Here is a 12,712-nt window from a genome sequence, read left to right as displayed (position 1 = left end):
AGGCTGGGCAGACGCAGGTCTTGCCTTATGTCCGTGTACAATCGCTGAGACCGAGTCTGGGGAAATGAAGAGAAATCTGCTGTCCGTCGCCGCGTTGCTCTTTGGCACGCTCTTCCTTTTCATGGGCAATGGCCTGCAGGGCATCCTGCTTCCGGTGCGCGGCAATCTCGAAGGTTACGCCACCACGACACTCGGCCTGCTCGGCACCTCCTGGGCCGGGGGCTTCGTCATCGGCTGCCTGGTGGCGCCGAAACTGGTGCGCCGCGTCGGCCATGTCAGAGCTTTCTCCGGCTTCATCTCGATAATCGCCATTATCGCGCTGGTGAGCGGCATTATCATCCATCCAATCTGGTGGGTGGTGCTGCGCGCCGTCACCGGCTTCTCCACCGCCGGCACCTCGATGATCATCGAAAGCTGGTTGAACGAGCGCGCCAGCAACGAGAGCCGCGGCGCGATCTTCTCGCTCTATATCGGCATCACGCTGCTCGGGGTCGTCGGCGGCCAGATGATGATCCCGCTCGAAGATGTGCGCACGCCGGTGCTGTTCATGATCTGCGGCATTTTCTATTGCATTGCCATGCTGCCGACGACGCTTTCGACGGCCGCTTCGCCGCAGCCGCTGAAAGCGGTGCGCCTCGATCTGCCGGCGCTCTATCGCAATTCGCCGGTCTCCTGCCTCGGCATCCTGCTCGTCGGCATCGCCAACGGCGCCTACGGCACGCTCGGCGCCGTCTTCGGCGCGGGCGCCGGCCTCTCCGACACCAGCATCGCCGTCATGATGAGCGCCACCATCTTCGCCGGCGCAGTGATGCAACTGCCGGCCGGCCGGCTTTCCGATCGTATCGACCGGCGCTATGTGCTCGCCGCCATGTCCGGGGTCGCCGCCCTTGCCGGCTTGCTGATCTTCTTAATCCATCCGACGTCGCCCGCCCTGCTGATCGGGCTCGTGGTCCTTTACGGCGCGGTGGCCAATACGCTCTATCCGATCGCCGTCGCCCATGCGAACGACTTCGCGGCATCGGAGGATTTCGTCAAGGTCTCCGGCGGTCTGCTGCTGCTCTACGGCATCGGCACGGTGATCGGCCCGACGATCGGCGGCCCCGTCATGTCGGTGATCACCCCGCATGCCCTTTTCCTCGTCACCGCCATCGCCCACGTGCTCATCACCGTTTACGCCATCATCCGGAGCCGCATCCGCGCCGCCGTCCCTGCCAGCGATCGCGACGCCTACACGACGATCCCGACCGGCACCTCGCCGATGCTGACACCGCAAAGCATGTCGCTCGCCGATCGCGGCAGCGGCAAGCCGCCCGAAACCGGCAAACCTTCTGAAGCGGGGAAGTCTCCCGAAAGCAGCGATCCTGCTGTAAAGTTCGGCTAAAGCGCGTCGCGATCTTTCGGGTTCGCTCCGCGCTTTGGGTCTTATTTTCGAGGCAGCAACGGAGGACGAACCCATGAGCTTCATTGATGACGACCGGCCGCAGAAAAAAGTCGCCCACGAGATCGGCGCCGATCTCTCCATGCTTTCGGTGGACGAGCTGAAGGCCCGGGTGGAATTGCTGAAGACGGAGATCGCCCGGCTCGAAGCCGAGGCCGCTCGCAAGGCCTCCGGGCGACAGGCGGCCGAAAGCTTCTTCCGCTCGTGATCCGATAACCCCCCGAAAACAAGGATATAGGCGTATAAACGAGCCCACTCCAAGTCTTTCTTCGGCACAATGTTAATAAAATATTAAGCTTTATAAGGTATTACTGTACTCATCCGGATTTTCTCTGGATCTCAGACAGTTTTCCAAGCGGTGAATTGGTCTGATTTTTCTCCCTGTTTTACCTTGAGAGCCGCTTTTGCGGCTCTTCTTTTTCCTTGTGCTCGGCGCATTTCCACGAAACTGTGGAGATTAACCCTTTCTTAAGAAACGGCTTGCGCAATTGGGCTAATGATACCATCTTAAAGACACAAAAACCGGGCTCGGAAACTTTTCCGTCGGTGCCGGCGTTACCTGACCATATGTAGCTGCGTGCAACAGGGACTATTGCGATGTCGGAAGTTGGATTGAACACGATCAGTTTTGCAGGCCGCGCCGCTGCATCCTCGCAGTTCAAGGCACTTTATGCGGAAGGCATGTCGCTGGTCGAAGAGACCGCCGCCTATCTCGACGGCCAGGGCCGGGCCGCTTCCAAGGTTCTGCCGCGGATGGCCTCGGTTCTCTACGCCGCGGAATCGATGCGTCTCACCACCCGCCTCATGCAGATGGCCTCCTGGCTGCTGCTGCAGCGCGCCGTCAACAACGGCGAAATGTCCCGTGACCAGGTGCTGGCCGAAAAGAACAAGGTTCGCCTCGACGGCTTCAATGTCGACCGTGCCGCGCCCGGCTGGGGCGACCTGCCGGAATCCTTCCGCGACCTCGTCGAGCGCTCGCTGCGTCTGCAGAACCGCATTGCCCTGCTCGACCGCGAGATCTACCGCCCGTCCGAAGCCGTGATCGTTCACGATAATCAGAACAGCGTCCAGGCCCAGCTTTCGCTGCTGCAGACCGCCTTCGGCAACAACTGACCAGATCTGCGGGAATTCCATACAAACCGGCCGCGTCCGACGCGGCCGGTTTTTCTTTGCCTGAAAACGCCCTTCCCGACCACGCAAAAAAGCCCGGCAGAACCGGGCTCTTTTCGAATTCCGTCGGGCAGAAGCAATTAGAGGCCGAGGCCGCCGAAACGCTTGTTGAACTTGGAAACGCGGCCGCCGCGGTCCATGAGCTGCTGGTTGCCGCCGGTCCAGGCCGGGTGCGACTTGGAATCGATTTCGAGGTTCATGACAGCGCCTTCCGAACCCCAGGTCGAGCGGGTTTCGTATTCGGTGCCATCGGTCATGACCACCTTGATCACGTGATAGTCGGGATGGATGCCTGCCTTCATAACAATCTTCCTGCGATACCGGAGTTCAATTTGCCGCATGCAGTTGCGGCCACCGAACCGATTGAATAAATGAAGCCGCAGTCGTGATGGCTACGGCTTCCCATTAGGATGGCGTGCCTATACATGAAGGACGCTTAGATAACAAGAGCCAACAGGCCGCATTGCGCGGGTCCTGCGGGTGATCGGAGACGATTTGGCAGAGCAGGCACGGGCTGAGGAAAACAAAAGGCGGTCGCTGCGGCCGCTCGGCAGGCTAACGCCCTACGTCATGCGGTATCGCGGCCTGGTGGCCGGTGCGCTGACGTCGCTGGCGCTTGCCGCCATCACCTCGCTGGCGCTGCCGCTCGCCGTGCGTCGCATGATCGACCACGGCTTCACCCAGTCCGACGGCCGCTTCATCAACAGCTACTTCGCCATGCTGATGATCATGGCCGTCGTGCTCGCGGTCGCAAGCGCGCTGCGCTATTATTTCGTCATCACCATTGGCGAGCGCATTGTCGCCGATCTCCGCCGTGATGTCTTTGCTCATGTGACGCGGCTGTCGCCCTCCTTCTTCGACGTCAACCAGTCCGGCGAAATCGTCTCGCGGCTGACCGCCGATACCACGCAGATCAAATCCGCCGTCGGCGCCACGGCCTCGGTGGCGCTCAGAAACCTCATCCTCTGTATCGGCGCCATGGGCATGATGATCGTCACCTCGCCGAAGCTTTCGAGCCTCGTCATCGGGGCGATCCCGCTGATCGTCTTTCCGCTCGTCGCCTTCGGCCGCTCGGTGCGCAAACGCTCCCGCGCCGCCCAGGATACGCTCGCCGATGCCTCCGCCTTCGCCAACGAGACGATTGCCGCGACCCGCACCGTCCAGGCCTTCAACGGCGAGGATGCCGCAGCGACGCGCTATGGCACCGCCGTCGAATCCGCCTATGAGGCGGCCCGCGCCGCCATCCGCTCGCGCGCGCTGCTGACCGGGATCGCCATCACGCTGATCTTCGGCAGTGTCGTCGCCGTGCTCTGGGTCGGTGCCCACAGCGTGCTTGCCGGCACGCTTTCGGCCGGCACGCTCGGCCAGTTCCTGCTCTATGCGGTCATCTCCGCCGGTTCGCTGGGCGCACTGTCGGAGGTCTGGGGCGAACTCTCGCAGGCAGCCGGTGCCGCCGACCGGCTGACCGAGCTTCTCGACGAAGTCTCGCCGATCACAGCCCCCGCCAATCCGCAGGCTCTTCCTTCGCCCAGCCATGGCCGCGTCGAATTTTCCGGCGTGCATTTTGCCTATCCCTCGCGGCCCGGCAAATCGGCGCTGCATGGCCTGAGCTTCACTATTGCGCCCGGCGAGACCGTTGCCATCGTCGGCCCTTCCGGCGCTGGCAAAAGCACCGTCTTCTCGCTGCTGCTGCGCTTTTACGATCCGCAGCAGGGCAGCGTGACGATCGATGGTGTCGACGCGCAACTGACGACGCCCGACGAATTGCGCCGGCGCATCGCCATCGTGCCGCAGGATGTCACCATCTTTGCCGCCTCGATCCATGACAACATCGCTTTCGGCCGTCCCGGAGCCTCACGTGAGGAGATCCGCGCCGCAGCCCTTGCCGCCCAGGCCGATGAATTCATCACGCGGCTGGATCAGGGATATGAGACCGAGGTCGGCGAACGCGGCATCACCCTTTCCGGCGGCCAGCGCCAGCGCATCGCCATCGCGCGTGCCATCCTGAAGAACGCGCCTGTGCTTCTGCTCGACGAGGCGACCTCCGCGCTTGACGCCGAAAGCGAGACGCTGGTGCAAAAGGCGCTCGACGGCCTCGTCGACGGCCGCACAACGCTTGTCATTGCCCATCGCCTGGCAACGGTGTTGAAGGCCGACCGCATCCTGGTCATGGATCAGGGCCGCGTCGTCGAGGAGGGTACGCATCAGAGCCTGATCCGCCACGGCGGCATCTATGCGAGGCTGGCGCGACTGCAATTCGACGCCGCCCACGAAGATGTGCTCGCCGGCGCGAAATAGGCGGCCATCCACTCTCCCCGATAACGACTAAAGTCTCACCCGTCACGCGACTCCGCGCGGTTGCCATTCGCGTCTCCTGCCCTACCCTCTTCATGCCCCGGGGTGGGGATATCGCTGTTGAAATGCTTGGGAGGAGATAGGAATGGCGCCTTTCGATATGACGCGACGTGCGGGCCTTGCGCTCGGTTTCGGTGTGCTTGCGGCCTTTGCATCAGGCACATCTGCCGCTGCTGCGGATTTTCCCGATCATGCGATCACCATGGTCGTGCCCTTCGCGGCCGGCGGCTCGACCGATGTCGTTGCCCGCATCGTCGCCCAGAAGATGTCGGAGGATCTCGGCCAGCAGGTGATTGTCCAGAACGTCGCCGGCGCCGGCGGCAATCTCGGCGCCGGTAACGTCGCCCGCGCCGAACCTGACGGCTACACCATTCTGATGGGCACGGTCGCCACCCACGCACTCAATCCGCTGATCCTCAAATCGACCCCCTATGATCCCGAGAAGGATTTCGCGCCGGTCTCGCTGCTCGTCGTTGTGCCGAACGTCCTGGTCGTCAATCCGGAACTGCCGGCAAAGACCGTGCAGGAGCTGATCGCGCTGCTGAAGGCCGAGCCCGACAAATACAGCTATGCCTCGTCGGGCAACGGCACGCCGCTGCACCTGTCCGGCGAACTGTTCAAATCCATGGCCGGTGTCAGCATGCAGCATATTCCCTATAAGGGTGCCGGCCCGGCCTTGAACGACGTCATCGGCAATCAGGTGCCGATCATGTTCGACAACTTGCCCTCGTCATCGAGCCACATCAAGGCCGGCACTTTGCGGGCGTTGGCGGTGACCACGGCCGCGCGCGCCCCCTCCTTCCCCGACGTGCCGACGGTCGCCGAGTCAGGCATACCGGGTTACGAGACCTATACCTGGAATGCGCTTTTCGCTCCGGCCAAGACACCGAACGAGGTCGTCATGCGTCTCAACGCCTCGGCCAACAAGGCGCTGAAAGACCCCGCCGTTGCCGAACGGATGAAGGAATTCAGCGCCACCATCGTCGGCTCGACGCCGGATGAACTCGCCGCCCATGTGAAGGCCGAGCTCGCCAAATGGGGTCCGGTGGTCAAGGGCGCGAACATCCAGATGGAGTGATGCCGGCGGCGCGGGCGCCTTAGTTTGCTCCGATGGAAACAGTGACAGTTGGACACTGGAACAGGATGATTTAGGTCCTGTTGGCCTGAAATCTGAATCCTGTTCTAAATTAAAAAGCCAGGGCATGATGTCTTGAGAAAACCGCGCACGCTTTTCGGCATCATGCTTTAAGCAGCCAATTCTAATTAAGGTAGTGGAAAAGCTCGCCATTTTGATCTAGCCTCCCTGACGCTGATGGTTGCAATTCAGCGTTTCGGGAGACATCCATGTATAAATTCGAAGTTTATAAGGATAAGGCAGGCGAGTTCCGCTTCCGCTTCAAGGCATCGAACGGCGAAACCATGTTCCTTTCCGAAGGCTACAAGGCGAAGGCGTCCGCCATGAGTGCCATCGAATCGATCAAGAAGAACACGCCGGGCGCCGACGTCGTCGACCAGACGAAAGCCGAAGCCTGAGCAGAATGGCAGCGGCGGCGCAAACGCCGCCCTGCCTCTCCGCGCGCCGATAAGCAGCGCCGGCATCTCAAGCCGGGCCTGTTTGCTTGTCATCTCTGCGCCATTTCTCTTTTTTGCAGATTTCTTGAAAACCATGTCGAAATGGTCGCTGGCCGCGCCTCATTGTCTCGGAACGGCTGAACCGCTCCGCCGGCGTCATGGCTTTCGGGATATTCCCGATATCGCGGATGCCCGGATCAACGCCACAACGAGATCAGGAGTTTTCCATGCAATATGCTCTCATCATTCGTGAAGCCGCCGAGGATTTCGCCAACCGCAGCGATCCCGCCTATCGCGACGGCTGGGTCGCCTACAGCAAGGCGCTTGCCCAGGCGGGGATCATGACCGGTGGCGCCGGGCTGACGGCACCGGAGACCGGCACGGTCGTACGCCGCAGAGGCGAGGAGCACGACGTTCAGGACGGCCCCTATCCGGAAGGCAAGGAACAGCTGGGCGGCTTCTATCTGATTGACGTTCCCGACATCGACACGGCGCTGGAATGGGCAACCCGCGTGCCGATCTCCGACAAGGGCTCGGTCGAGGTCCGCCCGCGCCTGCAGATGTGAGGCAGCAATGCCGCCCGATGCCGGACGCGTCGCCGAAAAGGTGGCGCGTCAGTCCTACGGCAAGCTGATCGCCTTCCTCGCCGCCCGCTCGCGCGACGTGCCGGCGGCGGAAGACGCGTTGTCGGAAGCGCTGGCTTCGGCCCTTCGCGTCTGGCCGGAGCGCGGCGTTCCCGGCAACCCGGAAGCCTGGCTGCTGGTGGCCGCACGCCGCAACCTCATGCAGGCCGCCCGCCACCGCACAGTCGAAACCAATGCGCAGACGACGATCACGGTCGCCTTCGAGGAAGCCGAGGAACGCATGAACGCGGCCGGCAACGCCGTCTTTCCCGATGAGCGGCTGAAGCTGCTGTTTGCCTGCACCCATCCCGCCATCGACAGCTCCGTGCATACGCCGCTGATGCTGCAGACCGTTCTCGGCATCAAGGCGAAAACCATCGCGCGGGCCTTCGTCGTTTCGCCGCAGGCGATGAGCCAGCGGCTGGTACGGGCCAAGGTGAAGATCCGCGATGCCGGCATTCCTTTCGCCATCCCGCCTCGCCCCGCTCTGTCGGGACGGCTCGCCGCCGTGCTTTCGGCGATCTACGCCGCCTACGGCCTCGGATGGGAGGGGCTCGACGGCGAGGAGGAGCGTCATTCGCTTGCCGGCGAAGCGATCTGGCTCGGCCGGGCGCTTCTGACGGTGCTGCCGGACGAGCCGGAGGCGATGGGCCTCCTCTCGCTGATGCTTCACTGCGAAGCCCGCCATAATGCTCGACGCAGCGGCGAGGGTCGATATGTGCCGCTGGATGAGCAGGATACGGCGATCTGGAACGCGATGATGATCGCCGAGGCCGATGCGCTGCTGCGCAAGGCCGGAGGTTTCGACCGTTTCGGCCCTTTTCAGTGTCAGGCAGCAATTCAATCCGTGCATGCGGCGCGCCGGCTTTCGGGGGCCACCGACTGGCAGGCGCTGACGACACTCTACGCGGGGCTAGTGACGATGAAACCCACGCTCGGGGCACGCGTCGCCCGGGCTGCGGTGCTCGGCAGGTCCTTGAGCGCTGCCGCCGGCCTGGAACAACTCGACAGGCTCGATCCAGGCGAGGTTGCGGTCTATCAGCCCTATTGGGCCGTGCGCGCCTTTCTTCTGGCACGAGCCGGCGACAATGCCGCAGCAATCGAAGCCACGTGACGGCGACCGGCCTCACCGACAGCCCCGCCTTGCGCGATTTTCTCACCGACAGGCTGAAGGAGACGCGGCAAGCTACGTCAGACTGATCACTTCTCGGTCAGCTTCAGCTCTATGCGGCGGTTGGTGGCGCGCGCATCCGGCGTTTCACCGGGCGCAATCGGCTGGAACTCGCCGAAGCCGGCGGCAACCAGCCGGTCGGCCGGCACGCCCTGGGCGATCAGGAACTTGACAACCGAAATCGCGCGCGCCGACGAGAGCTCCCAATTGTCGCGATAGCGGCCCGTCCCGGCAAGCGGCACATTGTCGGTATGGCCATCGACACGCAGCACCCAGTTGATCTCCGGCGGAATTTCCTTGGCGAGATCAAGAAGGGCGGCGGCGAGTTTGCCCATCTCGGTCTGTCCCTCCGGGTTGAGATCGGCGCCGCCCGAGGGAAACAGCACTTCCGATTGGAAGACGAACCGGTCGCCGACGATGCGGATATTCTCGCGGTCCGAAAGGATCTCGCGCAGACGGCCGAAGAAGTCGGATCGGTAGCGGTTCAGCTCCTGCACGCGCGCGGCGAGCGCAACGTTGAGGCGGCTGCCGAGATCGGCGATCTTGGTCTGTGAGACCCGATCTTTCTCCTCCGAAGCCTGAAGAGCTGCTTCGACGGCGGCGATCTGGCTGCGAAGCGCTGCTATCTGCTGGTTCAGCAACTCGACTTGGCTCAACGCCCGCTCGCTGACCTGCTTCTGCTCGTCGAGCTCCTGCGTCATCGCGCCGATCCGCTTCTGCGCCGCGTCCTGGCCGCCCGACCCGGCATTCAGCAGCGCCTGTAGCCGCGAACGATCGCCCTCGGCACTGGCAAGCGAGGCTTGCAGATTGGCGACGGAATCCTGGAGATCCTGATTGCTGCCCTTTTCGAGCGCAAGAAGCTGCGTCAACTCGTTGATCTGGCTGTTGAGGCGACTGAGCACCTCATCGCGTCCGGTGATCTCGCGGCTGAGGATGAACTGCCCGACGACAAAGACCGTCAGCACGAACATGATCGAGATGAGCAGCGTCGACAGCGCATCGACGAAGCCCGGCCAATAATCCACGCTGCGTTCGCGGCGCCGGTTGCGGGCAAGAGCCATGGCTTATTTGCCCTCGCTCTTTTCTGCCTGGCTGGCGCGGTCGCGCATGCGCTCGCTCCGGTCGCCTGTGCGCTCCTGAACGCCGATGCGTTCGGCCAGCCGGTCGAGCGTGCGGCGCATCGCCTTGGCCTCATCCTGCTGCGCCTCGATCCAGTCGCGCAGCATCTGCTGTTCGTTGCGCATATTCTTGACCAGGCCCTGAATGCCTTCGGCAAGACTCGCCATGGCGGCGACGGAACGCTGGGTGCCGGCGCCCCCCTCTTCCGAGACCTTGCGCAGATAATCGGAGAGCGCGCGCATGTCGTCCGAGGAAGCGCCGGAAACAGCGTCGAGGGCCGGCGCCAGGTCGGAACCGACATCGGTGACCGAGGAGAGCCAGTTTTCCAGCTCCATGTAAAAACGGTTCTGCGCGCGGCCGGCCTGAAGGTCGAGGAAGCCGAGAATGAGCGAACCGGAAAGACCGAGCAGCGAGGATGAGAAGGCCTGGCCCATGCCGGAAAGCGGCGTGGATAGCCCTTCCTTCAGCGCCGAGAGCACGTCGCCCGTGCCGTTCGAGCCGGCATCGAGCGACTGGATGACGACGCTGATCGAACCGATCGTGCCGATGAGGCCCCAGAAGGTACCGAGCAGGCCGAGGAAAACCAGGAGCCCGATCAGGTAGCGCGAGACATCGCGCGATTCGTCGAGGCGGGTGGCGATCGAATCGAGAATCGAGCGCAGCGCCGTCGTCGACAGCGCCACCGAGGACTTGCGGCTGCCGATCAGCGCCCGCATCGGCGCGAGCAGCCGCGGATTGCGGTTGACCTTGTCGGCGCTGCCGGCGGCGCGGAACGAATTGAACCAGCGCACTTCGGGGCGAAGCGCCAGCACATGGTTGAAAACTAGAATGATTCCGACTGCGAGAACACCGACGATCAGGCCGTTAAGGCCCGGATTGTGCATGAAGGCGGTCTGCGTCTGCCGGAAGAGGATGGCGGCGATAAAACCGACGATGACCAGGAAAAGCAGCATGGTCCAGAGGAAGGGCATGGGGCTCGAAAGCCTGTAGGCATAACCGCCGGCCGTCTTTTCGGTGGAGCCGATCTCCGCCACATTCACATTTTCCATAGGGTCCGCTGCCTCCGGAGTCATTGCTGGCGGAGACTAGAGCAACATTGTGCCGAATTGAAGTATGCCGGGGCGAAAACCGTGACTTTACAACAGCCGGATTTTCCTGCGCCTACTTGGCGGGAATCGGCCGCTTGACGACTTCGATCAACGCCTTGTGGATGGCTTCGTTGCCGGCAACGATCGCGCCGCTCTCCAGAATCGCCGCCCCACCGTCCCAATCGGTGGCGAAGCCGCCGGCTTCGCGGATGAGCAGGATGCCGGCTGCCATGTCCCATGGCGCAAGCTCGGCTTCCCAGAAACCATCGAAACGCCCGGCGGCGACATAGGCAAGATCGAGCGTCGGCGATCCCAAGCGGCGGATACCCGCCACTTCGCCCATCACGTGGCGAAGCTCGACCAGGAACTTGCCGTGATTGCGTTTGCCGAGCGCCGGCACGCCGCAGCCGATGACGCAATCCGAGAGCGCACGGCGCGCGGCGACGCGCAGGCGCCGGTCGTTGAGGAAGGCGCCGCCGCCGCGCTCGGCGGTATAGAGTTCGTCAGTGGCCGGATTGAAAATCACCGCGGCAACGATCTCGCCATTGCGTTCAAGCGCGATCGAGACGGCGAAGGCCGGGATGCCGTGCAGAAAGTTCGTCGTGCCGTCGAGCGGGTCGACGATCCAGCGATGCGCGCCGTCCGTGCCCTTGATCTCCTCGCTTTCCTCGCCGAGGAAGCCATAGGTCGGGCGCGCCTTGAGCAGCTCTTCCCTGACGATCTTTTCGGCCTTGCGGTCGGCGGTGGAAACAAAGTCGCCCGGTCCCTTGACGGAAACCTGCAGGTTCTGCACTTCGCCGAAATCACGTCCCAGCGATTTTCCTGCCTTGAGGGCAGCCTGAACCATGACATTGAGAAGAGCTGAACGGGCCATCGGCGCATTTCCTTGGGACTGATACGGGGTGCGCGCTGCCAGGGGCGGGAAGTGTCCCTGAACTTGCATGACAGGCAGCGCTGCAAAGATTGGCGGCCTCAAGACCACAAAATCAGGGAAATTTCAAGGGCCGGCGCGCATGGCTGCCATCCTCTGCCGGAAACCGGCGCTGATACCGGACCACCGCTCGAAACAGTCTCAGAATTTCTGCTGCGTCATCAGCACTTCGCGGGCGATCTGGTCGAGCGGCAGGATACGGTCGACGCCGCCCTTGGCGATCGCCTCCTTCGGCATGCCGAAAACGACGGAGCTCGCCTCGTCCTGCGCCACCGTGTAGGCACCGGCCTGATGCATTTCCAGCATGCCGCGCGCGCCGTCATCGCCCATGCCGGTCATGATGATCCCCATGGCGTTCGAGCCGGCCGAGCGCGCCGCCGAGCGAAAGAGCACGTCGACGGACGGCCGGTGGCGTGACACCAGCGGCCCGGTCTTGACGCTGACATGATAACGCGCACCCTGGCGTTCGAGCAGCATGTGCTTGTCGCCTGGTGCAATCAGCACATGGCCGCGCAGCACGGGGTCGCCATCGACCGCTTCCTTGACCTCGACCTCGCAGAGGCCGTTCAGCCGCTTGGCGAAGGCGGCGGTGAATTTCTCCGGCATATGCTGGACGATCACCATGCCGGGCGCATTGGCCGGCAATTCCTCCAGGAATTCGCGCAACGCTTCGGTGCCGCCGGTGGAGGCGCCGACGCAGACCACCATCTCCGTCGTCTTCGCCATGGCCCGCCCCGTCGGCGGCGGCAGCATCACATCCGCCGTCAGCTTTTTGGCCGGCCCCTCCGCTGGAGCCGAGCGGACGGTGCCGGCGGCGCGGCGAACATTGGAAAGCCGTGCATACGAGGCGCTCTTGACGACTTCGCGGATGCGCATGGCGTCTTCGGCAAGGCCGTCGGCGGCGCCGATCTTCGATTTCAGGATAACATCGACGGCGCCAGCCTCCAGCGCCTGGAGCAATGTTTCCGAGCCCGCTTCCGTCAGCGACGAGCACATCACGACAGGGATCGGCCGCTGCGCCATCAGCTTGCGCAGGAAAGTGATGCCGTCCATGCGCGGCATTTCCACATCGAGCGTGATGACGTCGGGAATCTCCTCCTGCAGCTTGCGCGCCGCCACGAAGGGGTCCGATGCCACCGCCATGATCTCGATATCGGGATCCTGCTCCAGCACATATGTCAGCGTCTGACGGATGCTGGCGGAATCGTCGATGATGAGAACGCGGATTTTCTTAGCCATGAAGCC

12 protein-coding genes and 1 pseudogene are annotated in these 12,712 nt (G+C 63.1%); 8 read left to right on the top strand and 5 right to left on the bottom strand.

Going from position 1 to position 12,712, the window contains the following annotated elements:
* Positions 1 to 64 precede the first annotated feature (64 nt).
* From ATY75_RS11565 to ATY75_RS11555, 3 genes are all read left to right on the top strand, one after another.
* Entirely contained in the window at positions 65 to 1,381 is a 1,317-nt protein-coding gene (locus ATY75_RS11565; RefSeq protein ID WP_088937636.1) for an MFS transporter, read from the top strand.
* Positions 1,382 to 1,454: 73 nt separating this feature from the next.
* Positions 1,455 to 1,646, top strand: coding sequence for a DUF1192 domain-containing protein (locus ATY75_RS11560; protein ID WP_003542803.1), 192 nt, complete (start codon positions 1,455 to 1,457; stop codon positions 1,644 to 1,646).
* Positions 1,647 to 2,035: 389 nt separating this feature from the next.
* A complete protein-coding gene (locus ATY75_RS11555) occupies positions 2,036 to 2,551 on the top strand; it encodes a DUF1465 family protein (protein WP_003542804.1) in 516 nt (171 codons plus the stop codon).
* Between the two features lie 137 nt (positions 2,552 to 2,688).
* Here ATY75_RS11555 and rpmE read toward each other — a convergent pair whose 3' ends face one another.
* A complete protein-coding gene (gene rpmE / locus ATY75_RS11550; RefSeq protein WP_008533100.1) occupies positions 2,689 to 2,910 on the bottom strand; it encodes a 50S ribosomal protein L31 in 222 nt (73 codons plus the stop codon).
* 193 nt (positions 2,911 to 3,103) lie between these two features.
* Between rpmE and ATY75_RS11545 the strand changes: the two genes are divergently transcribed.
* The 5 genes and pseudogenes from ATY75_RS11545 to ATY75_RS11525 all read left to right on the top strand — a co-directional run bounded on the left by ATY75_RS11545 (position 3,104) and on the right by ATY75_RS11525 (position 8,358).
* On the top strand, positions 3,104 to 4,906 hold the full coding sequence (locus ATY75_RS11545) for an ABC transporter transmembrane domain-containing protein (protein ID WP_088937635.1): 1,803 nt from the start codon (positions 3,104 to 3,106) through the stop codon (positions 4,904 to 4,906).
* 142 nt (positions 4,907 to 5,048) lie between these two features.
* Positions 5,049 to 6,041, top strand: coding sequence for a tripartite tricarboxylate transporter substrate binding protein (locus ATY75_RS11540; RefSeq protein WP_088937634.1), 993 nt, complete (start codon positions 5,049 to 5,051; stop codon positions 6,039 to 6,041).
* 266 nt (positions 6,042 to 6,307) lie between these two features.
* Positions 6,308 to 6,496 (top strand): YegP family protein, encoded by a 189-nt coding sequence (locus ATY75_RS11535; RefSeq protein ID WP_012485137.1) that lies wholly within the window; start codon positions 6,308 to 6,310, stop codon positions 6,494 to 6,496.
* Between the two features lie 266 nt (positions 6,497 to 6,762).
* Positions 6,763 to 7,101, top strand: a complete 339-nt coding sequence (locus tag ATY75_RS11530; RefSeq protein ID WP_088937633.1) for a YciI family protein — start codon at positions 6,763 to 6,765, stop codon at positions 7,099 to 7,101.
* Between the two features lie 7 nt (positions 7,102 to 7,108).
* Positions 7,109 to 8,358, top strand: a pseudogene (locus ATY75_RS11525) (DUF6596 domain-containing protein).
* Here the strand turns inward: ATY75_RS11525 and ATY75_RS11520 are convergent.
* The 4 genes from ATY75_RS11520 to ATY75_RS11505 form a co-directional block, all read right to left on the bottom strand.
* On the bottom strand, positions 8,359 to 9,390 hold the full coding sequence (locus ATY75_RS11520) for a peptidoglycan -binding protein (protein WP_064840643.1): 1,032 nt from the start codon (positions 9,388 to 9,390) through the stop codon (positions 8,359 to 8,361). It abuts the pseudogene before it with no gap.
* 3 nt (positions 9,391 to 9,393) lie between these two features.
* Positions 9,394 to 10,497: a MotA/TolQ/ExbB proton channel family protein gene (locus ATY75_RS11515; protein WP_064840644.1), complete on the bottom strand. Its 1,104-nt coding sequence runs from the start codon at positions 10,495 to 10,497 to the stop codon at positions 9,394 to 9,396.
* A 112-nt stretch (positions 10,498 to 10,609) separates the two neighbouring features.
* Entirely contained in the window at positions 10,610 to 11,410 is an 801-nt protein-coding gene (locus ATY75_RS11510) for an inositol monophosphatase family protein (protein ID WP_088937632.1), read from the bottom strand.
* Between the two features lie 198 nt (positions 11,411 to 11,608).
* Entirely contained in the window at positions 11,609 to 12,706 is a 1,098-nt protein-coding gene (locus ATY75_RS11505; protein ID WP_088937631.1) for a chemotaxis response regulator protein-glutamate methylesterase, read from the bottom strand.
* Positions 12,707 to 12,712 lie beyond the last annotated feature (6 nt).

The organism is Rhizobium sp. N122, assembly GCF_002211295.1.
In the GTDB taxonomy this organism is placed as follows: Bacteria; Pseudomonadota; Alphaproteobacteria; order Rhizobiales; family Rhizobiaceae; genus Rhizobium.
The sequence above is the reverse complement of the archived record's forward strand: the minus strand, read 5'-3'. Positions and strand labels throughout refer to the sequence as shown.